Origin of the sequence: Candidatus Pseudomonas auctus (assembly GCF_048654275.1) — a bacterium.
Lineage (GTDB): Bacteria > Pseudomonadota > Gammaproteobacteria > Pseudomonadales > Pseudomonadaceae > Aquipseudomonas > Aquipseudomonas pharyngis.
Window position 1 is genome coordinate 295,472 of sequence record NZ_JBJYZK010000001.1, and the last position, 24,883, is coordinate 320,354.

The 24,883-nt window shown below is 55.1% G+C and carries 20 protein-coding genes and 3 pseudogenes; 13 read left to right on the forward strand and 10 right to left on the reverse strand.

Annotated features, from left to right (window positions below; translation table 11 throughout):
• Nucleotides 1-7: 7 nt before the first annotated feature.
• Nucleotides 8-739, reverse strand: a pseudogene (locus ACKUG4_RS01370) (aldehyde dehydrogenase family protein); the annotation flags it as partial.
• On the opposite strand from ACKUG4_RS01370, the pseudogene ACKUG4_RS01375 reads away from it, so the two are divergent.
• The 5 genes and pseudogenes from ACKUG4_RS01375 to ACKUG4_RS01395 form a co-directional block, all read left to right on the forward strand.
• Nucleotides 697-879: pseudogene (locus ACKUG4_RS01375) on the forward strand (hypothetical protein); the annotation flags it as partial. The pseudogenes ACKUG4_RS01370 and ACKUG4_RS01375 overlap by 43 nt on opposite strands.
• Nucleotides 872-1,231: a PA0613 family protein gene (locus ACKUG4_RS01380; protein ID WP_134023329.1), complete on the forward strand. Its 360-nt coding sequence runs from the start codon at nt 872-874 to the stop codon at nt 1,229-1,231. The pseudogene ACKUG4_RS01375 and the gene ACKUG4_RS01380, both read left to right, overlap by 8 nt.
• Nucleotides 1,232-1,757: 526 nt before the next feature.
• The gene (locus ACKUG4_RS01385; protein ID WP_445433231.1) at nt 1,758-2,090 is read left to right on the forward strand and encodes a phage holin family protein; all 333 of its coding nucleotides are present in this window, start codon (nt 1,758-1,760) and stop codon (nt 2,088-2,090) included.
• A gap of 234 nt (nt 2,091-2,324) precedes the next feature.
• Nucleotides 2,325-2,603, forward strand: coding sequence for a hypothetical protein (locus ACKUG4_RS01390; protein WP_445433232.1), 279 nt, complete (start codon nt 2,325-2,327; stop codon nt 2,601-2,603).
• A gap of 223 nt (nt 2,604-2,826) precedes the next feature.
• Nucleotides 2,827-3,429, forward strand: a complete 603-nt coding sequence (locus ACKUG4_RS01395) for a terminase small subunit (RefSeq protein ID WP_445433233.1) — start codon at nt 2,827-2,829, stop codon at nt 3,427-3,429.
• 1,147 nt (nt 3,430-4,576) lie between these two features.
• Here the strand turns inward: ACKUG4_RS01395 and ACKUG4_RS01400 are convergent.
• The 5 genes from ACKUG4_RS01400 to ACKUG4_RS01420 form a co-directional block, all read right to left on the reverse strand.
• The gene (locus tag ACKUG4_RS01400; protein ID WP_445433234.1) at nt 4,577-5,638 is read right to left on the reverse strand and encodes a fimbrial protein; all 1,062 of its coding nucleotides are present in this window, start codon (nt 5,636-5,638) and stop codon (nt 4,577-4,579) included.
• Between the two features lie 341 nt (nt 5,639-5,979).
• The gene (locus ACKUG4_RS01405; protein WP_445433235.1) at nt 5,980-6,375 is read right to left on the reverse strand and encodes a hypothetical protein; all 396 of its coding nucleotides are present in this window, start codon (nt 6,373-6,375) and stop codon (nt 5,980-5,982) included.
• Nucleotides 6,376-6,717: 342 nt separating this feature from the next.
• The gene (locus ACKUG4_RS01410; RefSeq protein ID WP_445433472.1) at nt 6,718-9,180 is read right to left on the reverse strand and encodes a fimbria/pilus outer membrane usher protein; all 2,463 of its coding nucleotides are present in this window, start codon (nt 9,178-9,180) and stop codon (nt 6,718-6,720) included.
• 197 nt (nt 9,181-9,377) lie between these two features.
• Nucleotides 9,378-10,127 (reverse strand): fimbrial biogenesis chaperone, encoded by a 750-nt coding sequence (locus ACKUG4_RS01415; RefSeq protein WP_445433236.1) that lies wholly within the window; start codon nt 10,125-10,127, stop codon nt 9,378-9,380.
• Between the two features lie 69 nt (nt 10,128-10,196).
• Nucleotides 10,197-10,799: a fimbrial protein gene (locus ACKUG4_RS01420; protein WP_445433237.1), complete on the reverse strand. Its 603-nt coding sequence runs from the start codon at nt 10,797-10,799 to the stop codon at nt 10,197-10,199.
• A gap of 322 nt (nt 10,800-11,121) precedes the next feature.
• On the opposite strand from ACKUG4_RS01420, the gene ACKUG4_RS01425 reads away from it, so the two are divergent.
• The 7 genes and pseudogenes from ACKUG4_RS01425 to ACKUG4_RS01455 all read left to right on the forward strand — a co-directional run bounded on the left by ACKUG4_RS01425 (nt 11,122) and on the right by ACKUG4_RS01455 (nt 19,867).
• On the forward strand, nt 11,122-12,342 hold the full coding sequence (locus tag ACKUG4_RS01425; protein WP_445433238.1) for an EAL domain-containing response regulator: 1,221 nt from the start codon (nt 11,122-11,124) through the stop codon (nt 12,340-12,342).
• A 174-nt stretch (nt 12,343-12,516) separates the two neighbouring features.
• The gene (locus ACKUG4_RS01430) at nt 12,517-13,224 is read left to right on the forward strand and encodes a response regulator (protein WP_445433239.1); all 708 of its coding nucleotides are present in this window, start codon (nt 12,517-12,519) and stop codon (nt 13,222-13,224) included.
• Nucleotides 13,225-13,231: 7 nt separating this feature from the next.
• Nucleotides 13,232-16,864 (forward strand): transporter substrate-binding domain-containing protein, encoded by a 3,633-nt coding sequence (locus ACKUG4_RS01435; RefSeq protein WP_445433240.1) that lies wholly within the window; start codon nt 13,232-13,234, stop codon nt 16,862-16,864.
• Nucleotides 16,865-16,968: 104 nt separating this feature from the next.
• The gene (locus ACKUG4_RS01440; RefSeq protein ID WP_445433241.1) at nt 16,969-17,352 is read left to right on the forward strand and encodes a type 1 fimbrial protein; all 384 of its coding nucleotides are present in this window, start codon (nt 16,969-16,971) and stop codon (nt 17,350-17,352) included.
• Nucleotides 17,353-17,691: 339 nt separating this feature from the next.
• Nucleotides 17,692-18,123: a hypothetical protein gene (locus ACKUG4_RS01445; protein ID WP_445433242.1), complete on the forward strand. Its 432-nt coding sequence runs from the start codon at nt 17,692-17,694 to the stop codon at nt 18,121-18,123.
• Between the two features lie 115 nt (nt 18,124-18,238).
• Nucleotides 18,239-19,012 (forward strand): annotated as a pseudogene (locus ACKUG4_RS01450) (MCP four helix bundle domain-containing protein); the annotation flags it as partial.
• 126 nt (nt 19,013-19,138) lie between these two features.
• Nucleotides 19,139-19,867 carry a methyl-accepting chemotaxis protein gene (locus tag ACKUG4_RS01455; protein WP_445433473.1) on the forward strand — a complete coding sequence of 243 codons (729 nt, stop codon included), beginning with the start codon at nt 19,139-19,141 and terminating at the stop codon, nt 19,865-19,867.
• A 79-nt stretch (nt 19,868-19,946) separates the two neighbouring features.
• Here the strand turns inward: ACKUG4_RS01455 and ACKUG4_RS01460 are convergent, their stop codons facing one another.
• Nucleotides 19,947-20,480 carry a hypothetical protein gene (locus tag ACKUG4_RS01460; protein WP_445433243.1) on the reverse strand — a complete coding sequence of 178 codons (534 nt, stop codon included), beginning with the start codon at nt 20,478-20,480 and terminating at the stop codon, nt 19,947-19,949.
• Nucleotides 20,481-21,312: 832 nt separating this feature from the next.
• On the opposite strand from ACKUG4_RS01460, the gene ACKUG4_RS01465 reads away from it, so the two are divergent.
• Nucleotides 21,313-21,768, forward strand: coding sequence for a fimbrial protein (locus ACKUG4_RS01465; protein WP_445433474.1), 456 nt, complete (start codon nt 21,313-21,315; stop codon nt 21,766-21,768).
• A gap of 209 nt (nt 21,769-21,977) precedes the next feature.
• On the opposite strand, the gene ACKUG4_RS01470 is transcribed toward ACKUG4_RS01465, so the two are convergent.
• From ACKUG4_RS01470 to ACKUG4_RS01480, 3 genes are read right to left on the reverse strand one after another with little or no spacing between them, the layout of a single operon-like run.
• Nucleotides 21,978-22,979 (reverse strand): NAD(P)H-quinone oxidoreductase, encoded by a 1,002-nt coding sequence (locus ACKUG4_RS01470; RefSeq protein ID WP_445433244.1) that lies wholly within the window; start codon nt 22,977-22,979, stop codon nt 21,978-21,980.
• Complete coding sequence (locus ACKUG4_RS01475) at nt 22,980-23,312, reverse strand: carboxymuconolactone decarboxylase family protein (protein WP_445433245.1); 333 nt, start codon at nt 23,310-23,312, stop codon at nt 22,980-22,982.
• Between the two features lie 11 nt (nt 23,313-23,323).
• The gene (locus tag ACKUG4_RS01480; RefSeq protein WP_085611761.1) at nt 23,324-24,760 is read right to left on the reverse strand and encodes an NAD-dependent succinate-semialdehyde dehydrogenase; all 1,437 of its coding nucleotides are present in this window, start codon (nt 24,758-24,760) and stop codon (nt 23,324-23,326) included.
• Between the last annotated feature and the right edge of the window lie 123 nt (nt 24,761-24,883).

The window sequence follows — 24,883 nt, forward strand, 5'->3', positions numbered from 1 at the left end:
GAGCTCCTTAAACCTGGCTGATGAATTTGTGGGTGAGATAGTGCTCGATACCTTCAATGCCACCTTCGGAGCCGTGACCGCTTTCTTTCATCCCGCCGAAGGGGAGCTCGGTAGCGACGATGCGGTATTGGTTGATCCCGATCATCCCGGCCTCCAATCCGTCCGCGACGTCAATGGCCGTGCGAGCGCTGGTAGTGAACGCATAGGCAGAGAGGCCGTAGGGCAGGCGGTTGGCTTCTCTCAAGCCATCAGCCAGTTCATCGAACGGCATCAGCACGGCGATGGGGCCGAAAGGCTCTTCGTGCATCACGCGGGCATCCATCGGCACATCCGCCAGAACCGTGGGTTGGAAGAAGTAGCCTTCGCCTGACAAGGCTTCACCACCGACCAATACCCGCGCACCTTTTTCGACGGCGTCGGCGACCAGTTCTTCCATCTTTGCCAATTGCCTCGGGTTGGCCAACGGTCCGACCTGGGTGTCAGGATGCAAGCCGTCGCCGATCCGCAGGGCCTGGGTCGCAGCGACAAAGTGATCAACGAAGGCTTGATAGGCACCACGCTGGATCAGAAACCGAGTGGATGAAATGCACACTTGCCCGGTGCCGCGAAAGCGGTTAGTGACGCCCTCAACGGCGGCTTTTTCAATGTCGGCATCTTCGAATACCAGCACCGGTCCGTGTCCACCCAGTTCGAGATTGGGGCAAGCCTGAGCAGATGCGCGTCGGCGCAATCCTGCACCGGCTCGGCTGGCGACGCTTCCGTCTGGGCGCATTGAACAAGAGCGGTCAGCGGCCATGGGCGTACAAGAAACCCGAGCACTGGGGCAGGGCGTCTGCGCTGCAGCGGGACGAGTTCGAGGAGCCGTGCTTCGATGATTAAGGCGATCGATATGGCCCTCAAACAATGGGCGCAGGAGCTGCACAGCGACGAGGTGGCCGCTGGTTACTCGGGCGGCAACATGGTTGCGATGATGATGGAAAGCGGCGGTCAGCTGGTGCGCGGACGGCGCGGGAGCCGAGTGCCGCTCGAGGCGTCTCTGGACATTGAGCGCATCGTCAAGAAACGCCTCGATCCTGAGTTGATGACGGTGGTGCAGGTGCATTACTTCCAGCCTGACGCGCCCTTGGCGGCACGTCTGACGCGCAGTGGCTGCACACGCAACGTCTACTATCAACGCTTGCATGACGCCCACATCGTGGTCGAGCACTTCCTCCTGGGGGAAGCGGCTTGATCGTGGGCATCCCTCTGGCTTACGCCGTCCCACCGACCCGCGTCCGTCCTACTGCTTTTGCAGCAATGGGACGGGCGCAGGCCCCGTCGTTGTTGGACTGTCCCACCGTCCCACCTTTTTTGCCTCCCACCCGTGTATGCGTAGCGGGCACAGGTACGCGCGTTCACGCGCACGCGTGCTTTTTAAATTTCTCTCTATACACGAGAAAAGAGAAAGAAAAGTAGGACGGTGGGGCAACGCCCCAATCTGCGGGGCTTTCAAACGTCCCACCTTGTTTTAGAGAAGTGGGACGTATGGGACGCCAGAAAAGCAAAAGCCAGCCGGGATAGATATTCACCGACATTCGTCAGCCGTTCACCAGACGTAAGCCACACATTCACCGGATGGCATTAAACCGGTCTTGCTGCCACCAGAATCGAGCTGTAAAAAGGGGCCATCTTCGATGGGTGCGACCGCAAAGCGCGGCAGGCCACCCACCACCCGACCCGGCCATAGCGCCGGGTCTTTTTGTTTAAGGGGCAGGGCAATGACGAACGAGCAACAGGCACTGGCAGAGATGCCGATCTGGTTGGTGATTGCCCTGTCATTGGTTGGCGGCGTATCCGGCGAGATGTGGCGCGCTGACAAGGACGGGGCAAGAGGCTGGGCGTTACTGCGCCGCCTCGCACTTCGCTCCGGTGCCTGCATTGTTTGCGGCGTGTCAGCGATGATGTTGCTGTTCGGCGCGGGCCTGTCGATCTGGACAGCGGGCGCCCTGGGTTGCCTGACCGCGATGGCCGGCGCGGATGTCGCCATCGGGTTGTACGAACGCTGGGTCGCCAAGCGGCTGGACTTGAGCGAGGTCGAGCCGAAGGCATGAGCCGGGCAGGCCGGGTAGGGCGCAGATTTCACGGGCCCTCCCCGAGGGCCGCCCCCTACACGGGTTAGCGAACTCGCGGAATCTCTCTAGCTGAAACGTGCGCAGGGATGTCCGTCTTTCCAAGGGGTAGGGACCAAGCAGTCGGTAGCCGCGTCGACCGTTCGGCACGTGAGACACAATCAAGCGCAACTTGGCTCATCAAATTGGGAACAATCTGATAGGAAGATTCTTACGATGCTTAGAGAATTGGAATTAGTACATATCGATTACCCCCTGACGGAAGGCAAGCTGATGACTCCTTTGCGTGACATCCAAAATTTTCAGCTAAAACTGATCGAATCAGCGTCGATTAGCGAAAGCTGCGCTGCGGACCTTTCAAGCATCTTGCGCAAACTCACGGCAGCTGAAGCTAGTAGCGTGCTCGAAATCATCGGTTTGTTACAAAGTGAGGCCGATAAGCTTCAAAAGCTGTCAAGAGACTTGACCGCCCAACGGTATACCGCGATTTTTTAATAAAAAATACGTATTCGCTCAGTCAACTAACGAATCATTTATTGACGACGAGCTTGAATCTCGATGTGGCAGTCAGAATCCACCGGGGACCCTGGGGATTTCCAAATGATACGGGGTCGGAAACCCGCGGGATCTTGTTAGTGGGAGGCCCGCCAGCTTACTGAAATTTCAATCATTGAAATCTTGAAAGGATTCATTGAAAAGCCGCTGAAAAGGAGGGCTTATGAGCACAGCTACGTACCTGTCAAAGAGCGCCTTCGCTGCGCACATCGGCCGATCACCGAGCTACATTACCTGGCTTAAGGAAAACGGGCGGCTGGTCTTGTCGCCCAATGGCAAGCAGGTCGACGTGCTGGCCACCGAAGCGTTGATCCGCGATACCGCCGACCCGAGCAAGGCTGCCGTCGCTGCTCGCCACCAACAAGATCGGCTTCAGCGGGATGTGTACAGTCACGTCGCAGCTCAATCCGAGCCGACGAACATGGCTGCGCCGCCGCCCACTGATCCTGCGCAAGGGCAGACTCCAGACTTTCAAAAAACGCGTGCGCATCGCGAGCACTACCTGGCGAGGATGGCTGAGATGGAGTTTCGCAAGGCGCAGGGGGAACTGGTGGAAATCAGTTTTGTGCAGAAAGCCGCTTTTGAAACGGCGCGATCGCTCAATCATTCGTTGATGAGTCTGTCGCCCCAATTGGCACCGCAGTTAGCTGCCCTATCGGATCCATGGGAAGTAGAGCGGCAGCTAACCGCTGCACTGCGCCAGCGGCTCAACGAGGCGGCTCAGGTGTCCAGCGACGACTTTGGCCTGACATTGAGTGAATGCTAAAAAGTATCCGCTGATTAGAGCTTATTCGGCTAGCCGAGTGAACACATAACGTCTGCTTTCGGCCTGTAGCGGTCAATCGACTCATCAGGTAGAGACGGCCCGGAAGCGGATGTCCATGATAGGTAGCTTTCAGCTCGAAATAGACTGCAGGCCGTTGAGGTCGGTTTCAGGCTGGAGCCGACTTCCACTCCCCTGATATGCCCGGCATTTCCATCAATGCAAATATTTTGCCGACGGTTGGGCCCAGTTGACTCTCCCTGCGTGCACCACGATCGATCCGGACGCTCTCAGGTTTTGTGATTCATAACCGCTTCCTCGGCTGTGGCTCGACCCCATATCACTCATCGTTGCGCGGCTACTCACGATGAACCGCAGCGATCACGCCGCACCCCGCGTCCGGTAGGTACGGGATGGTAGATATTAGTATCATAGGTAAAATAACCATTGACCCCGGATTGAGCATTAGCGCGAGTTTTCTGATGATTGCTGGAAATAGAGGAGCAAGGTGTCGACACGTCGTGAGTGATCTCACCCGGTGTGCCGAATTCTACGGTTTTCAACAAGCAGGTATTGTAATTCAAAGGTTGCCAGTGGTTGTAACTGGCAGAACAGCTGCGTGGTCTTAATAGCTGGTCACTGGAATTCAAGTACAGAGGCAGATCTGTCGCGCCTTGCCAAAGGTTTGGTTACGCGTCAGGTCGGTGCGGTTATTTTTGCATCCAGTACTCCGATTCCGGGCTGCAGTCCTGCACATGGTCGGTCAGCTTACGATGATTCTCTCGATGAGTAACCGTAGGTGGCGAGGGTGAAGCCGTTATTGGTGTCGGTGATTGTCTTTGCATAGATTGCGGGCACGCTGCCGCCCTAGGTAGTTTTGCGAATGCTTTGCAGGATGATCGCTTAACGTCCAGTGACATTGCGCCAATCGATGTGATTCTGGCGCGAGACCGGGTTCCGCCGATGCTGAAATTGGTTTTGGAGTAGAGTGCATATAAATATCTCATTGTTTCTAATAAGTCCGCCAAAGATTGCACCAGAAAACTTCAAAGTTTAATGACTCGTCCGAGATGATCAGCATTCTGCGATGCCTTCCGCTTTTCAAAAATCAGGGCTATCTGTTTTATTTATGCAGTTTCAAAGTATTAGTCTACATATAGGTCATTGTGAATCTTACGCTTGCGTTGGCCGTCCCGGCTTTAAGAGTTTCTCCGGATATCCTGACGTACGATGCAAGCAATGGAAAATCAGCGCTATCTTGGCCGGGAACATAGTTCTCGATGGTGTATTGATTTTTCATTTGAAGGAGCGTTCCGGTGCCGTTCATGAGCTTTATTCCCAATCCACCAGCGGTTGATTGTGGATCCAATGGAATGAAGCCTTCCTTTGGATCCTGTCCGGGAAGCGTGTCAAACGTGACTCTGACTGAATTGACTGCTTTGCCGCAACCTCTGACAAGAAGGTTAAACGGCACCGCTTTTGTGGTATCGCCGAATTTAGAAAGTTCATGTAGTTGGTAGTCGTCCCCCATTTTGACGTTGACGCTATCGACAGAGCAGGATGATGTGACCACCTTGATAGGATTCATTAAGTTAAAATTCACGAGGACGAAACCGTCGGCGGATTGCCAACGACCCAAAGGGCCCGCAGGAATAACCGTGCCAGGTTCTATTTCCCCAGTTTTTTTAATATAAAGCCTGTAGGGTCCATCATACCATACAACAGATACAACGCCCTTTTGAGGTATAATTAAATGTGGCTTGGCTGCAGAAAGTGGATATAAGGCTGTCCAGCCATCTATTACCACTCTAAATTCTAATCCCGGGATGTTCAGGGGGTATGTGTCCGATGCCGGGGTTGCGCCTCTTGAAGGATCTACTACAAAGCCTGTCGCTGTTCGTTGGTCGCAGGATGTTATTATATTTTCGCCTACTCCCACTTTAGCTATGTTCACAACGTTTACGTCAATACTGTCGGCAGCGACATCAACTGTGGCAGGGGCAGAGAAATTTATAGTCCGAGCCCCGGATTCAGTTGGTGGAGTTTTCTTGCTAATGTAGCAGTCGGCAAGTAATTCCGCACTGCTTAGCATTCCTATCAAAAGCAATAGAGCAGCTTCTTTTTTCATCGGGTTAATAGGTCTCTTTAGAATGGGGTTGGCATTTTTCGAATAATTTTCTTGATTTTGGCGGAGTGCCTTTTTTTTGTACATGAGAACTGTCTTGAGCTGTTTTTTAGCATGGCTGACAGAAGGCGAGTGGAGTTCAATCTAGATATCTTTGGATGTGCTGAACTGCAAAACAAGTTTCACGTCAGCCACGTTGCGTGCGATATGGGCGTATGTATGATCTATTGCAACCTAGGTGTGATTAAATAAGATTTTTCTGGTTTTCAGGGAGGGGCGAGTAGCCGCGCTCGCAATTATCGAGTGTGCGACGTGCCGTTCATCTACAAATTGTTTACGTTGGGTGACTGGCTGTATCTGGCAGTTCTCCCGCACTCTAATCCAGTACTCATGAATCGGAGTTGCGAGAGAGGTGTTATGAGGGGACCTTAGGCGTGCGTATCGACGCTTAGTGTCATTTGGATCAATGTTGCCTGCAGCGCGTGGAGGTTGCCAGCGCATACAGAAATTTGATTTTGAATCTCAATTGTTCTCTGAGTCTTCTCTTCCTCCGGCATATTCATTCTTTCGGTTTTGGCTAATTCTGCTTTGCGAGCTGCAAGTTGTTGCTGTATCTCGGTAATTTGTTTTTTTATCAGCTCGACCGCACTAATGGGTTGCTTGACCGCATTAACACCTTCCTCGCTGGAGTCAATTCTGAGCTTGTCGTCGTTTGTGGTTTTCTTCGTAAGTGATAGATGGTTTTGCGAGTCTGATTTTATAGGCTGGTTGTTCTCTGGCTTATTTTTATAGGTGTTTACGCTAATTGCGTTGATTTTTGGCATGGGTGATTCTCTCTGTCTATAGGGCGTTGTGACTATGGGTCTCAACAGTTGTGTGTGACTGCTCACTACGCCTTATAGTAATGAGGCTTTCAGATGTGGATATGAGAATTGTCTTGTTTTTAGGGGTTGCCCCGAGGTTGACGTCTCTCAGTCAAAACGCATTCGATCGGTCATCCGCTCCTGCTACGCTTCGATCAACTACAGTTACTTAATGTGATCTGATATATGCGATTTAGCGAATAATGCAAGTTTGAGGCGTGCGCCATGGTTTGACGCTCCAGAAACGACAAGGCTCTGAATCAATCAGAGCCTTGATGTTTAAGACTGACGAACCGAAGTTTATTATTTCGATATGTCTAGGCCTGCTGAGCAAGTAAGCCTGTAATGCTCATAATTCAGATCCTTCAATTTCTCTGGAAGCTTGTACGGAGCTGGGCAACTCTTTCCCTGCCACTTGATTGTGATGGTGCCTTCATCTTTGGTGACAAGAGCTAACGCCTTGCCGGTTGGGTCAGAAAGTGCCAGTTGTTTACCATCGGCGTCCATCAATACCGCTCCGAATGGAAGGGGATTGCCCCCCGCATCGTAGAGTTCGAACTGGATCCGTCTCCCTTTACTGCCTTCGAAGCGCGCGAGCACTACTGAACCTCGTCTCGGTACGAGTTGTTGCGTGGCGTTGTCCAACTCAATTTCACCGCCGAGATTTCGTGTGTCCAACGTCACCCAGTTCACCCGATAGGGCTGTGCGTTTGGCAGGACGGCATAGCCGTTGAGGCCGGTTTTTACGCCGGAGTAGCTGCTGACTTCTACCCCTGACATGCCAGGCACCTCTACCAGTGCGAATGTTTCGCCGACGGTCTGGCCCATGTTGATTCCCCCCGCGTGGGCCACGATCGATCCTGCCGCGCTCAGGTTCTGTGATTCATAACCGCTGCCTCGGCTGTAGCCCAATCCCAGATCACCCATCGCTGTCCGGGTACTCAGGCTAAGTGAGCCGGAGCGATCACCTTGCACGCTTCGCCCGGTCTGTACGGAGTAGTAGGTGTCACTGTCTTCGGTCAGATAACCATTGAGCCCGGCTTGCGTACTGGTGCCGGTATTCTGATGATTGCTGGAAATATAGGCGCGAGGCGCGCGAGGCGTCGATCCGAGCGGGAATGAGATCGAAACGCTCAATTGGGTGTCGTGAGTGGTGTCACCTCGTGTGCTGAATTCCTCGGTTTTACTCAAGCTGATGTTGTAGTTCAGGTCGCGCCAATTATTGTTGTAACCGGCAGAAAAGCTGCGCGAGCCACCGCGATCCCAATAGCGCTGATCACTGGCATTCAAATACAGCGAGCCGTACTGGCGCGCTTCGCCCAGGGTCTGGTTGACCGTGAGGTCGGTACGGGTTTTGGCGTTACCTGCGCGCCGCGTAGCGCCGGTGCTGGTGTCTTGAACGTGGTCGGTCAGCGTGCGGTAACCCTCGGTCGAATAACGATAGGCGGCGAGGGTGAAGCTGGTATCAGTGCCGGTGAAGGTCTTTGCATAGAGCGCGCGTACGCTGCTGCCCTGGGTCGTTTTGCCGAATGCCTTGCTGGACGATTGCGTGACGTCCAGTGACATCGCGCCAATCGAAGTGTTCTTCGCCGCACCGACTGAAAGCGCCTTGAAACCATTGCTCGCTTGAATGCCGGCAATACCTGTCAGGTTGCTGGTCAAGCCGTAGGCGAAAGTGCCGCCCAGGAAGGCCGGCTTGTCATAGCCTTCGCTGTTGTTGTTGAATTTGCCGCTCGACAGGCTGTACTTCAACTGTCCCTCGCGCACCATCGTCGGCAGGGCGGAGAACGCCTGTCGGGTGACCTTGCGCCGACCATCCGCCTCGACAATGGTGATCTCCAGATCGCCATTGGAACCCGATGGATAGATATCACTGATCTCGAACGGCCCCGGCGGCACGTTGGTGGTGTAAAGAATGTAGTTATCCTGGCGGACCTCGATCTTCGCATTAGTTTCAGCCACGCCACGAATGATTGGCGCATAGCCGCGCTCACTGTCTGCGCGCATGCCTTCATCAGACGCCACCTTGACACCTTGATAGCGCACGCTGTCGAACAGGTCTGAGTCGGAAAAGATTTCACCCGCACTCAGTTGCCCCTTGATCGCCGTGAGGTCGCGCTGGATGAACGTGCGGTTGCTGACAAACCGATTGGGCCGACCGGTAGAGCTGCTCAGGTTGGACTCGTTGCGCAAGCGCCAGGCACCGAAGTTGATGCCGTTGCGCAGCCCCAGATTATTGGAGATCTGCGTGGTGTAATCGGTTTTGCTGCGGGTACTGCTCAACTGATAGTTGATGAACCCGGCTGCCACCCCGTCGTCCCAAAGCTCCGGGTCTACATAGCCGCGCATGCCACGCGCCATGGCGGACTGCGGCACGCTTATATTGAGGCGCAGGCGGTTGGCATCGAAGCTGAGACTGGCTTGCTTGATCATCGCGGGGAGATCGTAGTGATCGGCAGGTTGTTGCTCATCAACTAGACCCTGCTCGCGCAGTTTGCGCATGTCCACACCCAGTTGCTGCAACAATTCCAGGGTGATGCGTGGCTCGACTTTGCCGTTGAGCGGGTTGGCCGCGAAATCAACGTCGCGGCGACCGACCAGCGTGCCGTTGCTGAACACGTCAACGCGATATTGGCCCGGCAGAACGCTGTTGGCATTCAACAAGGGTTGCAGATCGACCGCCGATGAACCTTCGAGAAACAAGGTATTGAAAGCTTCACCCGCGGCTGGGGCTTCGGAGCCTATGGCAAACCCACAAATGGCCATGTTGATGGCAAAGCACAATGGATGCAGGCAGCCCAACGCCGTTTTTTTTTTAAGGCGCGCAACGTGATGCTTTACACAACTTTCAGATGTGTGGTGTTGGGAGGAAAACATGCAATTTGCCTTATCAGTCCGTGTTGCTTCAACCGGAGTCCGGAACTTGTAAATAGCTTGTGAATTGGCGGGGTCGGGCAGGGAAGTTACTGGGGGGAAGCATCTTTCACGCGCTCAGCATGACTTTCGGTAGCACCGAGCGGTGCATCGAATCGTTGTTGTGCGCCGTAATCGTTAATAGCCGAAAAGGTCAGGCGTGGAGAACCGGGTGGCAACTCTTTCAAGTTGAACGACCGAACTTCGCCCGGAACGATCATTGTCGAATCAATCACCAACTCTGCTTTCTTTCCTGCAGCGACTTTCAGATCGGCCAGCGATACATGGTAATTGCTTTGATTTTTTACGTTCAGTGTCGACTTGCCCGCTTGAGTAACCAACTGCCATACAAGTTGCTCAGGCGCTTTCGCGGCGTCACCGGGTAGTCCCTGCGGGCGAAAGAAAACCTTGATGCGCTGACGCACCGCCAATTGCAGCGTGTTGACATCGGCAGCACTGGCCTGAGGGATTTCCTGGACGTTCAGCCACACCACTGACTCTTTGTCCGCAGGCATGCCACGGCCTTCATACAAGATCCTCAACAGTTGCTGTTGATTGGGCTCAAGCTTGGCCAGCGGTGGCGTTACCGCGAAAGGCGGCGCGCTGCCAGACGCGTCGCCGGCATCCAGCCACGATTGCGCCAGAATGGTTTGCCCGCCATTGCGCACGGTGACGTTGGCTTCTTTGTGCGCGCCATCGAAAATGATCCGGGTGGAACTCAAGGAAATGCTGGCGAATGCCGAGTGCGTCATCAACACTCCGGCAAGTCCCAGGCAAAGCGGAAAATAGCGACTTAACATAGTGTTCACCGATTAATTCAGGCTGGGAAGGACAGGGCACAGCGGCCCCGTCCAGGTATTGCGCGCTGCTTATTCGTATTCGAGAACGAACGGCAGAGTGGCGTTACCGGTACCGGCAGTAGCGGCGGTCTTGTCGCCGGTGGTGACGTAAGCAGCTGCGAACGACAGGGTGCCGTCGCCGCCAGTAGCGCCCTCGCCAGTCAGGCTGGTCTGTACTTTGGCAGTGGCTTCGGAGCTCAGGTCGATCAACTGGCCGTTGCTGTCCAACAGCGCGATACCTACGCCTTTGGCCGCATCAGTACCTTGCAGCTTGAGAACTTTCTTGCCATCAACCAGGCCCGAACCGCCGTTGACGGTTGGTTTGAACAGCATCGACACCTTGGTGCCGGCGTTGCAGTTCACTTTCAGGTTGAAATCGTTGGCAGCCACGCGACCAGCACCCGGGGCAGAATCGGTGCCCATGTCTTTGATCGATACGCTGCCCATGTCCACGGCAATCATCTTGTCGCTACCCGAAGCACCATCTACCGAGCACGCATCGTTGTTGATGACGCCAGTGAAACTGATTTGACCGCTGCCGCCCTTGACGGGTTTAGCTGCTTCTTCAGCCAGTGCACCAGTGGAGGCAGCCAGTACGGAAAGAGTGAGTACTGCGAAAGCGAACTTTTTCATGTTTATATCCGAAGTTATTGTGAAGTGCTGCATTGAAATGCCAGGCCATGTTAGGTTGATGATAGTGGTGGGTCTTTGAGATTTGTCTTAAACCGTAGCAAGTACGAACAAGTCAGCAATATCAAAGGTTTGCTTTTATGTTTTCAGTCGAATGTATGGCGGGCTAAATAAGACAATTCTCAAAGTCGCACCGGTTCTCTCCAGTTAATATTCGTGGACGCAGAAAATCTCAGTCAATGCAAAGTTTGCCGGCGATCTTTCTGTTTGAAAGATAATTCAGGGCTTTCGCTATTAATGGCTGATAGAAAGAGGTTCCGGTTTTGTGAACACGCTTCGTATATTGGTATTGGAAGATCACGCCTTCCAGCGCAGGGCTGCGGTCAGCGCGCTTAATGGTCTGGGTTACAAAAATATCTTTCAGGCGGCTGACGGCAAAGATGCGCTGGCTTTGATATCTCAGGCAGGGGGCGTGGACGTTGCGTTGTGTGACTTGAGCATGGCCGGGATGGATGGTTTGACCTTTTTGCGCCTGGCGAGAGAGGCTGGATTGATTCGTGCAGTGATCATCTGTAGTTCCCTGCCTGAAGACTTGTTGCGCACGGTTGATCGAATTGTAACGTTGCAGGGCCTGGAATTGCTCGGCAGTGTCGCAAAGCCACTGATGGTCGATGTGCTGGCGCCATTGCTCGCGCGCTATCGGCCGAACATTCAGGTCGATGCCAAAGTGGCGGAAAAACATCTCGATCAGCCTTCGGAGAGCGAAGTGCTCGAAGCGATACGTCGGCAGGAATTTCGAGCGTACTTCCAGCCCAAGTTTCATCTGCGCAGTGGTGAGGTGGATGGCGCCGAAGTGCTGGTGCGCTGGCAAAGCCCCAGTCGCGGGTTACTTTCACCGGGTATGTTCTTGCCAACGATCGAGCGTTGCGGGCTGCTTGATGAAATGTTTTTCAGCCTGCTCACGCAAGGTTTGAGCCTGCAACGTTTCGTGCAGTCGCACGGCAAACCGTTCAAGCTGGCATTCAATCTCGACGTGACGCAGATGGCCAACCCGAATCTTGTCGATCGGATCAAGGCGCTGTTGCGCATCCACGGCGCTTCCCCAGCCGGGCTGATATTCGAGCTGACGGAAACCGGCCTGCTGCAGATGCCCGAGATCAGCATGGAAAACATGGTGCGTCTGCGCATGCTCGGCTTCAGCCTGGCGATCGATGATTTCGGTGTCGGCTATTCTTCGCTGGAAAGACTGTGTCAGATGCCGTTCAACGAAATCAAACTCGACGCCGGCTTCGTGCAGAATTTCCAGCAGGCTCGCTACAGTGCAGTCATCCACGGTGCCCTAGCGTTGGCACGCGAGCTGGACATGCGTGTGGTCGCAGAAGGCATTGAAACCGCAGATCAAGTTCATCACTTGGCTCGGCTCGGTTGCCAGTGGGGGCAGGGCTTCTTCTATGCTCGACCAATGAATTGGGCGCATCTGGTCGATTGGCGTTTCGAGGGTCAAAAGTCGTCCTGGCGACGCGCAATAGGCGCGCCGGACGTGTGATGGGTGCGTGCGGCCTGAGTTTTGGGACAAAGCCCTATTTCGTCGCGTCTTCAAAACAATCATCATGTGAAGAGAAATCAATCAGATGCACCTGAAAGCTTCGGTGGTGCTCGGCATCTGCTGCAGTTACCAAGTTCTGATGATCCTCCAACTCTCCTCATCATGGAGCTGCGCATGCATTGGTCAGTCGTGAATCCGTTACGCGTTGCCATTCTTGATGATCACTCCCTCATACGTCTGGCCATGAAATCACGGCTGACTCGCGAAGCCGAGTTCAGTGTCGTGGGCGTGTACGGGAGCAGCGCGCAGTTGCTCGCCGGATTGCGCGAGATCGAAGTCGACCTGCTGATACTCGACTACAAGCTGCACGATGGGGAGCTGGATGGGCTTAACTTGATTCGCCTGCTGCGCAAGCAATATCCGGGCATGCGCATCCTCGTCTCATCCTCGGAAGAGCGCCCAGCGGTGGTGAATATGGCGATCGGAGCGGGCGTCAGTGGATTCTTCGGCAAGTCCCAGCCAGTCGATGATCTGATCACTGGCATCCGCTGCGCAGCATCCGGCCAGTTGTACCTGTCGTCGGCAATGGCCTTCGAGCTTGATGTGCTGCCTGTGTCGGTCGATGAGCCTGCTGGTGCCAATGATGACGGCGCAGCGCACAGCGACGATTTCCTGAGCAACCCTTTGCTGTCGCCGAAAGAGAAAGAAGTCTTGCGCTGCTGCCTCGAGGGTATGGGGGTGACGCAGATCGCTATGAAGTTCTCGCGCAGTCGTAAAACCATCAGTGGGCAAAAACAGGCCGCTTTCAAAAAGCTTGGCATTCGCGGCGATGCAGAGCTGTTCAAGTTGCAGCACAGCCTGACAGCCGACAACCAGGGATAACACGCTTATGTTTCATCTGTTGCGCGGTGTTTTGCTAGTCAGTGTGCTTTTCGTAGTCAGTAGCGGGTCGTTGTGGGCAGCAGAGCCGCGCACTCTGCAGGTGTTTGGTCGATCAGACTGCAAGGAGCTGCAGGTCGATCTGGATAATGAGGACTGGAGTTGGCTACGGCAAAAACGCAGCATCGTATTAGGATCGGCGCTTCCGGATTTCCCGCCTTATGTCATGACCGCAAGCGGTACACGCTATGAGGGTATTGCCGCCGACATCGCCTGCATTATTGGTCAGGCCCTGCATGTCGAAATTATCGTCAAGGCATATCCAGACCGTCGCGACGCGATGGCGGCGCTTGAACGTGGCGACATCGACATGTTGGGTAGCTCTAACAGTTTCGAGTTGATTGACGGCCTCGTCACGCTCAGCAAGCCTTATGTCGAAGATGTGCCGGCAATGTTCATGCGCGGCGATGATCGGCGACCGATGCCGGCCAATCTGGCCGGATTGCGTATTGCGGTCGCTGACGATTACCTGCCATCCAGTCAGTTGCATGGTTTGTATCCCAACGCCGAGTTCGTGCTTTTTCCGTCGAACGAGTTGGCACTGGCTGCGTTGGCGTTTGGCAAAGTCGATCTGTTTCTGGGCGACACGGTTTCCAGCAACTATCTGATCAATCTCAACTACTTCAACTATGTGCGCCTGCACTCTTTCGTCAAAACGCAAACCAGCGGTTTCAGCTTTGCCTTGCGCCGAGGTAATGATCAACTGTTGCGTCTGATCGACTCGGTCATTGAGTCGATGGGAGAGGGGAAGATTGCCGAAATATCCAAGCGCTGGTCCGGTGGGGGGGGAGCGCTGACACCCAAGCGTATTGACCTGACACCCGGCGAAGCACGCTGGCTTGAGCAGCACCCGGTCGCGCGGTTCGTCATCAATGACGATCAGGCGCCATTTGCGTTCTTTGATGGCGATGGCAACTTTGGCGGAATCGGCGCCGATCTGTTGGAACTGATTCAACGGCGCACGGGTTTGCAGATTGATGTCGAGCGCACCGACAGCTTTTCCAGCTTGAGCACGCGCCTGCTGGATGGCAGCGCCGATATCTCGTTGCTGACGCCAACCGTCTCCCGTGAAGTCGGTATGCGTTTCACCCATCCGTTCCTTGCCAGTCCCTTTGTGATCGTCACCACCAAGGACGCAGGCGGGCCTTCAAGCCTCCAGGAACTGCGCGGCAAGCGCGTCGCCGTCCCCGAAAGCTCGGCGGAGCGTGAGTTGCTCAAGGATTATCCCGACATTGAAATTGTCGACAGCGAGACAGTACTGGGTGCGCTGGCTGACGTGAAGGATGGGCGAGCGGACGCGATGATTACCACGCTGCACGGTGCGCGTTACTACATCGCTCATATCTACAGTGACAGTTTGCGTATCTCGAACATCGTCGGCATGAGCAAGGGCTTCCTCGCCTTCGCCGCCCGGCGCGCGGATACCGAACTGGTCAGCATTCTGAACAAGGCTCTGCTGAGCATTCCACCAGACGAACTCGACGTGATTCTCAACCGTTGGCGCCCCATCGCAGCGTTCTCGGGACTATCTTGGCGCGATTACAAGGTGTTGATCTACCAGATCAGCGCTGGCGCCTTCTTGATAATCATGGGATCGCTGGCGTGGAATTTCTATATCCGCCGGCAGATCCGCGAACGTAGTCGGGCAGAGCGCTTGCTCGGCGATCAACTGAAGTTCATGGGGGCGCTGATCAACGGCACGCCGCACCCCATTTACGTACGCGACAGGGAAGGTCGGCTTGTCACCTGCAATAACAATTATCTGCAGACGTTTGGCCTGTTGGAAAAGGACGTGATCGGCAAGACCGTGCTCGAAAGTGGCAAGCGCAATCGCCAGGAAGCGTTGCAATTTCACGACGACTATCTGCGCGTCATCGAGCGGGACGAACCTTACGAAGTGGATCGCACGCTGCACGTCGGTGATACCCGGCTGATCATTTATCACTGGATCCAGCCTTATCACGACACGACGGGCGAAGTCAGAGGTGTGATCTGTGGCTGGATCGACATCAGCGAACGCCGCGAACTGATCGAGGAGTTGCGTTCGGCGAAAGAGCTGGCTGACGAGTCGAGCCGTGCCAAAACCACATTTCTGGCCACCATGAGCCACGAGATCCGTACGCCAATGAGTGCCGTGATCGGCATGCTCGAACTCACTCTGAAGCGTGCCGAGCAGGGCCACTTCGATCGACCAGCGATTGAAGTGGCATACGACTCGGCGAAAGGCCTGCTGGAACTGATCGGCGATATCCTCGATGTGGTTCGAATCGAGTCTGGGCATGTCAGTCTTTCGCCGAAACGTGCCAACCTGCGCGAACTGGTGGAATCCGTGGCGCGAGTGTTCGACGGCTTGGCCAGGCAGAAGAGTCTGGTATTGAAACTCGATATCGACGCCACTGTCGGTTGCGACGTGCTGGTTGATCCGATGCGCTTCCAGCAGGTGCTCTCAAACCTGGTGGGCAACGCCATCAAGTTTACCGATACCGGGCATATCAGTGTCTCGATTCGCGGCCAGCGCCTTGCTGACGAACGTTTGCAAGTCGACCTCAAGGTCGAGGACACCGGCATCGGCATTTCCAGTGCCGATCTGCAGAATCTTTTCCAGCCGTTCTCTCAGGCCAATCACGGCCCCTCGAACAGGGGCGGCACTGGCCTGGGATTGGCGATTTCACGTTCGCTGTGCGAGTTGATGGGCGGGCGACTGAACATAACCAGTACTTTGGGCAAGGGCACGTGCCTGGAAGTATCGCTGTTCTTCAATATCCTCAGTCCGGTCGGCGGCAAGGTGCTGCCTGTTTCGGCCGTCCAGGACAAGCCAGTGCCGACGCTGCGGATTCTGGTGGTGGATGATCAGAGCGCCAACCGTCAGCTGCTGACTCAGCAGCTCAGCTTTCTTGGCCAGGCGGTGCGTGATGCCGCCGATGGAGCGCAGGCATTAGCACTGTGGCGTTCGGAACCGTTCGACATTGTGATCACGGACTGCAACATGCCGGTCATGAACGGCTACGAACTGGCCCGCACCATCCGCCAGGACGAACGCGACAGTGGTGGAGCGCCGTGTATCGTGCTGGGCTTCACAGCCAACGCGCAGCCGGAAGAAAAAGTGAAATGCCGTGAGGCGGGGATGGATGACTGTCTGTTCAAACCGATTAGCCTCAGCACCTTGTCGACCATGCTTGCCGGCTGGGAAAAAAACGTCGAAACCGAGCTAGTTGAGAGCCCGCCTGGGACGGGTATCAATGACCTGGGATCGATTCGCGAGCGTCTGAACGAGCTCACCGGAGGCGATCTCGACATGATGAAAGAACTGCTGCGCGAGGCGCTGTCGAGTTGTGAGAAGGATCTGGAGGAGCTGCATTCGCTGATACCGGAAAGCGATCCCGGTTTGTTGGCTGACCTGGCACATCGGATCAAGGGCGCGGCGCGCATTGTCGCCGAGCATCAGGTCATCGAGGCGTGTAACGACCTTGAGGCCGAGTGCGAAGCGCCGGTCATCGATCCACTGGATATCAATCGCACCGCGCTGAAGCTGGAGCATGCACAAGCTGATCTGATCAAGAAAATCAAACGGGTCGAGCTATGACCGTATTGGCGCAGGGCGCTGCTGATTGACCTTGCATTGAAGGGGGACGTTAAAGATCATTTTGAAACGGGCGATACCTTGGTTAATAACCATGGAGTTTCGCGATGATCATTCGACGTCCTTTATTGATTGCCTTTCTCTGCCTGCTTGGTTTCGACACCGTGAGCGCGGCCCAGTCTGCGCCCGTCAGCGGAGTGATTCGCTTCAGCGGACAGATTGTCGAGGCAAGTTGCATGGCGAGTGGTGCCAGCCGTGCCTCTGTTTCTGTCGAGCTGCTTGATTGTCCGCAGGCGAGCACTGGTCAGATTTTCTCGGTGACCAACGTCAGTGCGGTCGGGTGGGGTGAGCCGCGCCAGCAAGTGTTCGTGAAGATGATTGCCGATACCCACGAGCAGGAAAAATATTACGACCAGCGTTTACTGCTCACGGATAACAAGGGCCATCAGATAACGACAGGCAATTACATCGTGACGCTGACGCTGCCTTGATGGACTGAGAAGGAATGAGTTTGCGCTCCTTGTTTCAAGGTTACTGACAAAAAGGGGCGTTAATAATGAGAATTGTCTGGTTCGTATACGACCGTCCTGCGCGTCTGGCTTTGCGCCGCTCTCCACTGTTGCAAAAAACCTCCCTTCTAAAACCTTGAACCATGCCGTGCCCCGCTTGCGCGGGCTTGTCATAGCGGTGTGGTTTTTCTTTCAGCGATCCCTTCGTTATTTTGAGACAAGTCTCATATCGGACAGGCTGCCCCTTGGTTATTTTCTCGAAAGGAAGAATGGAGCTGCCAAAGGTGTCCGATGTTTCTTGAAAATAACCGAAGTCGATCCTTGCGGATCCTGATCGCCGATAACGACGTGCGTAGAGGCCAGTCGATTGAACAACAGTTCAACAAGTTGGGCTGTCTCAGTGTAGTGAACGTATGCACTTATCGTGACCTGAGAGTACTGACGTATTACTGCCCCCAACGGCTAAGCCTGGTCGTCGTCAATGCTGAGTTGCTCAACGAGATGGCGATGGATCCGCTCGATTTTTTTGGGGAAAACCCGCTGATTCGCCACCTGCTGATTTTCAACCCCAGTGATGATCATCAGTGGTCGAAGACCTTCTTCAATCCGCATCCGCAACGCTGGATGCGTCTGGTCTCGAAAATCAACCTGCCGCGATTGGCGGATTTTCTGATGCTGGCCGACCCGACGCTCAAGGAGCTGGCGGAGTCTGCTTCATCCGATTCCACGCTTCCTTCGGGCGCAATCCGCTAGCTTTTGCGCTTTCCCGTGCTAATCCGCTTGTGCTTTTAGGTGCTATTGCCCAGCGCCTGCTTTGCTGCCCACTCGTCTGCCCCATTGTCTTGAATACACTCTAAGGTAAGGCATCATGCTGCTTCGTAAACTCAATCTCGCTCCGCGTTCGGCGCTGTGTTTTGGCTTGTTCTGTCTCATGATTATCGCGATCGGACTGATCGCCTTGCAGCAAGTCGACTTGCTCAATAAGGCGGAGACCTACGTCGAGACGACCATCGTGCCAAGTATCAAGCTACTCGGACAACTGGATCGTGAACTCATTGAAATCAAGGGCAATAACGCCCGCTTGCGCAACCCTATCGAAACCCCTGAGCGCAAGGCCCAGGCCCTGATGGACATTCAGCAATCACGTCAACTCATCAAAAATCATCAACGAGCGCTCATTGATCTGCTGGCAACTGACGCTGGGCGTAAGTCGTTCGAGGAGTTCGCCAAAGCACAACAGGTCAATGACCAGGCGCAGGACCAATACCTTGAAATAGTGGCAAAAGGGCAGCTTGAAGCGGCCATTGCGCTGTCAAAGAATCAGATGCGTGCCGCCTCGGACGGCGTCCAGGTCGCGCTCAAGAAGCTGATTGCTCTCAATGAAATCGAAGCTTATGAAGCGGGCAAGCAGGCCGACAATGTCTACGAGCACACGCTGTTGATCGTCAGTGTGTTCATTATCATTGCTATCGGTGCTTCCTTGGCCCTGGCAGTGTTGTACACGCGCAGCCTGACGGTGCCGATTGCAGGCTCGCTGAGGGTAGCGGAATGCATCGCCGCCAACGATTTGAGCGAAACCATCGCGCTGGACGGTTCCGATGAGGCGGCGCAGATGCTTTCGTCGTTGGCCGCGATGCAGGCCAGTTTGCGTGATGCACTTATCATGATCCGTGACTCGTCCACGCAGTTGGCCGAAACCTCGGAAGTCATGCACGGGGTCACCGAAGATATTTCGCGTATCACTCAGCGTCAGAGTCATGAAATTGAAATGGCCGCCACTGCCGTGACGCAAATGAGTGCAGCGGTAGAACAGGTTGCGGACAACGCAGCATCGACCTCGCAACTGACGTCGGAATCCAGCGCCGCAGCCATCGCAGGTAAAACCCAAGTCAGCGAAACGGTCGCGGCAATCAATCTGATGGTTTCCAGCGTGCATAGCACCTCGGCAGAAGTGCAGGCGCTTTCTACGATGGCGAGCGATATCAGCAGCGTGCTGGACGTGATCCGAGAAGTCGCCGAACAAACCAATCTGCTCGCTTTGAACGCGGCCATCGAAGCGGCGCGGGCGGGTGAGGCGGGCCGGGGCTTTGCCGTGGTTGCAGATGAGGTGAGAGGGCTGGCTCAGCGTACTCAGAAATCGACCGAGGATATCGAGTCTATGGTCAGCTCTATTCAGTCGGGCACGAGCAGGGCAGTTTCTTCCATGAGCCACACCCGCTCTCAGGCTGAAAGAACACTCGAGATGGCCAACATCGCCGGCGAAGTGCTGACCGACATCACTGGCTCTCTGAATCTTATCAATGAACGAAACCTGTTGATGGCGACTGCGGCTGAAGAGCAGGCTCAGGTTGCGCGCGAAGTGGATCGTAGCCTGATCAGTATTCGCAACCTGTCTTGCGAAACTGCAGAAGGATCGAAACACACGGCGGTTGCATCGGCAGAGCTTTCGCAATTGGCGGCATCGCTGAATAAATTGACCAGGGAATTCAAGCTTTAAAGAGTGAGCAGCGAGCCCTGATCGCCAGGGCTTTTTGATTCGCAGTCAATCGTATTGTGCAGCGGGCGCCACCTCAGTTCTATGTTGGCGGTTCGGTTTGTGCCGTCAGTTGTTCAATGCAGGTAGCGAGTTGTTTTTCATAGCTTTCAAGCACCGCTTCGGCTTCAGCTTCGCGCTCATCACGCAAGCGAAAGAAGTCGTCGCGACTGAGCTGGTCCGCTACGAGTCGGATATTTTGCTCGATGATCGCGCACAGAGAATCTTCATCCTCTAACGCGGCGCTGATTTTCGCCGCGCGTTGAGTGTTTTCAAGCTCTGTCTTTGCCGTCTCGGCGGCTTTTGCCTGTTCCTTCGCTGTGAGCAGGTCGGTTTCCAGGGCCTGCTTTTGTTCTGCCAGACGCTTGAGTTCTGCGCTCATTGACTGGATGGTATCGGCGCGCTGTGTGAGCTGGATCTCCTGCTTTTGCACCACGGCCTTCAGTGGAAACAGATTGTTTAACTCATGACCGGCGGCGACAGTCATGGCGATCAGCGCCAGTGCCAGAATCGTCAGGCAGTAGATGGCTGCGTTGCTCTGGGGATTTGGGCTATTGAGGGTGTCGAGGGCTCTCACGGAATCGTTTCTCCTATCAAGAGTAGTCAGTGTAATGGCCGAGCTCCGCTACGGCTTTAAGACGAGTCTTAAATTGAGTTCTAGTTTTCCGGGTTGGTAAAAGACCGTTCGATAATGTGTCTGCTGTTCACTTGCCAGTTTTAATTGGCTGTTTTGAGTTGATATATAAGCTATGAGAATTGTCTTGTTTTTGAAAAAATAAACTTTTGCTCACGCGCTTTTTTTTCATTATCGTCGTGTTCCAGTTGGGGTTATTTACTGCCGATGAAATATTCGGGCTATCGTCAACCATCCAGTTATTTACATGCTGGGCAGGTTCAGAGAGATTGCTATGAGGTTATTCGATAAATTAATTTTCGGGCTCTTGTATATGCTGTCGTCAAAGGCAATGGCGGCGGTATGCGAGTTTTATCCCGACCAATCCAAGGGCAATCTCCAAGTTGTTCTTCCGGCCACGATCTCGGTGCCGCGGGACACGCCGAACGGCACGGTTATCTATGAAAGCCCAATCGTGACCCTGGGAGCCATTCCCAGCTCGTTCAGGTGCTCTGCGGTACACAATGAAGGGGTGCGCAATTCTGTGGGCACCACCGAAGCGGGCGCGCAGACTTTTCCCATTGGAAATACCGGCATCGGCTGGCAATGGGTTCGACCGCCATCGGGCAAACTATGGAAAGGCTTTCCGGGTGGCTCTGACGTTGCTGGCGGTTGGGGTTGGAATGGCAGTCAGCACATCTTGCGACTTGTGAAGACGGGGGAAATATCCGGTAGTGCGACGATACCCTCAGGCCAATTGGGGAACTTTGTCGCTGCTGAAATCGAGCCTTTGGCCATGAATACAACCGGCACGCGGGTCGTCTCACAGTCTTGTGAAACACCCGATGTGAAAGTTGATATGGGTAGCTATGACTTGAGCGATTTCCCCAAGAATGGTGCATATGCCAAGGAGCAATACTTTTCCCTCAATATGAAAAACTGTCCTACCGGAATAAACAACTTCCGATTTTCCTTTTCGCCCACTGCGGACAGCCCTATATGGGACGCTGGAAATGGCATGGTAAATCTGAACAGCACCTCAACTGCCAAAGGTTTGGCATTGCAGATGCGCTTCAGCGACGGGAAGTCACTCAAGCTGAATCAGAACTACATAGTGAAAGCGCCCACAGCGGAGGGCGGCAATGCGTTTGTTGACTTGCAAGCTCGCTTCGTGCGGATTGAACCCGCAAATTCACAAATGAGAGCGGGCAATGCCAATGCCGAAATTGCCTTTGTCGTTGAGTATCTATGAGGCGAAAAGCTTCTTTACCTCAGTCGCGATCATCGCAATTTCGAAAGGCTTGGGCAGCACCACGTCAAACTTTCAAAGAAAGGCATGAGAATCAGGTTACCGGCAATACGGGACAGGTCGTCGAAGCCGGAACACTTATGCATGTGCATGCATAAGTAGCAAACGGTGCTTATCAAGGGCACCGTTATTTATCGACCACTAGACCCGTTTCAAATCAAGTCTTCTGGCTGCATCGTCAGAATGATTTTGCCCACGTTCTCCGAAGACTCCATCCGGCGATGGGCGTCGGCAGCCCGTGCTAGCGCAAAGGTGCTATCGACAACCGGTTCAAGGCTTCCGGCACCCTCGAAGCGATCGAGCCAGTGTTCGCGGAAGCGCTTGATCATGGCGTGTTTCTCCGGTTGCGTGCGCGACTTCATGACCGTACCGATGATTTGCAAGTGGCGATAAAGAATGTCCTCCAGCGCCACCGTGACGTTGCCGCCACCGCCGAGAATCCCCACCTGAATGAGGCGGCCGCCGCTTGCAAGGGACGCGACGTTGCGGGCGAAGTAGGGCTCACCGATAAAGTCTATGATCACATCGACGCCGCGACCCTGGGTTTTGTCGGCGATCACTTCAGCGAAGTCCTGCGTCTTATAATCGATCGCTACGTCAGCGCCCAAATGCTCGACACGCGTCAACTTGCTGCCTTCAGTTGTCGCATACACCGTGGCGCCGGTGGCGTAAGCCAACTGCACAGCGGCAGACCCGACGCCGCCGGCGGCCGCGTGAATCAACACTGAATCGCCGGCCTTGAGCCGAGCCAGATGCATCATCGCTTCATGGGCCGTGACGAAGACCTCGGGAATGGCTGCCGCGTGTACATAGTCAAGCTGCGCCGGGATGTGCATGGCCATGCGGTAATCGATGCGTGCCAGTTCGGCGTAGGCACCGCCACCGACCACGCCCATGATTCGATCTCCTGCTTCGAACCCCGTCACCGCGCTACCTTTCCCGATCACTTCGCCGGCGATTTCCAGACCGATGATCATTGAGTCGCCGAAATTCGGACGGCCGTACCCACCGGTCCGGTGAGTCAGGTCCGCACGATTCACCCCGGCGGCATAGACACGTACCAGCAGGTCGTCAGGCCGCACTTCAGGATTGGCGACTTCGACGAGTTCAAGGACGTCTGGCGCACCGAATTCTCTGATGTTGATGGCTTTCATTCAGTTGTTCTCCGTTTCGCTGAACGTGGCGTTGGCAATAGCAGAAGCAGTGATGGCGCCAGGGAAGCCCACATAGAAAGCCAGGTGCGTGATCGCTGCCGCCAGTTCGTCTTGGGTTACACCGTTGCCAGCCGCGCGGCGTAAGTGGGCAGGCAACTCTTCCGAGTGACCAGCGGCAATCAATGCCGCCACGGTGATCAGGCTACGGTCGCGCGGGGACAGCGCGGGATCGCTCCAGATTTGCGGATAAAGTGTCGAGTCGACGAATTGCGCCAGCTTTGGCGTGAACGCGCGCGCGGCTTCGCGAGGACTGTTGAAGTTGATCCTGGACATGGGCGAGCTCCTTAAACCTGGCTGATGAATTTGTGGGTGAGATAGTGCTCGATACCTTCAATGCCACCTTCGGAGCCGTGACCGCTTTCTTTCATCCCGCCGAAGGGGAGCTCGGTAGCGACGATGCGGTATTGGTTGATCCCGATCATCCCGGCCTCCAATCCGTCAGCGACATCAATGGCCGTGCGCGCGTTGGAGGTGAACGCGTAGGCAGAGAGGCCGTAGGGCAGGCGGTTGGCTTCTCTCAAGCCATCAGCCAGTTCATCGAACGGCATCAGCACGGCGATCGGGCCGAAAGGCTCTTCGTGCATCACGCGGGCATCCATCGGCACATCCGCCAGAACCGTGGGTTGGAAGAAGTAGCCTTCGCCTGACAAGGCTTCACCACCGACCAATACCCGCGCACCTTTTTCGACGGCGTCGGCGACCAGTTCTTCCATCTTTGCCAATTGCCTCGGGTTGGCCAACGGTCCGACCTGGGTGTCAGGATGCAAGCCGTCGCCGATCCGCAGGGCCTGCGTCGCAGCGACAAAGTGATCAACGAAGGCTTGATAGGCACCACGCTGGATCAGAAACCGAGTGGATGAAATGCACACTTGCCCGGTCCCGCGAAACCGATTGGCGACACCTTCGATGGCGGCTTTTTCAATGTCGGCATCTTCGAATACCAGAACCGGTCCGTGCCCACCCAGTTCGAGGGTGATGGGCTTCACGCCTTCAGCCGCTCGTGCAGAGAGCAGGCGCCCGATGGGCACCGAACCGGTGAACGTCACTTTGCGGATGATCGGCGAGGCGATCAGATGGCTGGACACTTGATCCGGTACGCCAAACACCACTTGCAGCACACCCTTGGGCAATCCTGCATCGTCGAGTGCACGCGCCAGGGCCAGCGCTGTGGAGGGGCTTTCTTCACCTGGCTTGAGAATGACGCTGCAACCCGCGGCCAGCGCTGCCGCGAGTTTGCGTGCCGGGGTGATGGCCGGGAAATTCCACGGTGTGAATGCGGCCACCGGGCCGATGGCCTGGCGTTTGACTAGTTGCAGCACGCCTGGTCGATTGGCCGGGACCACACGGCCGTCGATTCGCCGGGCACTTTCGGCGAACCATTCGAAATACTCCGCCGCGCGGGTCACTTCATCCAGGCTTTCACCCAGCGGTTTGCCTTCCTCCAGGGTCATCTGCGCAGCAATCTGCGGTGCACGTTCGAGGATCAGGTCGGCGGCACGTTTGAGAATTTTTGCGCGTTTGTCGGGCACGGTTTGGCGCCATTGCTCGAAGCTCAGGCGAGTCACTGCCAGAGCGTGATCAAGGTCGTCTGCGGTGGAGAGTGGGACGCGTCCGATTTCCCGGCCGGTTGCCGGGTTAACAACGGCGGCAGTCTCGCGCCCTTCGGCGTTGAGCCATTCACCACCGATGAAAAGATAAAGCGGATCGTAGGAAGTCTTCATGATGTGGCCTTCAGTTGGTTGTGAGATTCGTATGAAGCTCGGTGCCTGATGGGCTGTGCCGCAGAGCCTGATCAGGAAGCTTGTGCAACCAAGTCTATGGAAGGAGGGCCCGTTGATTTAGTC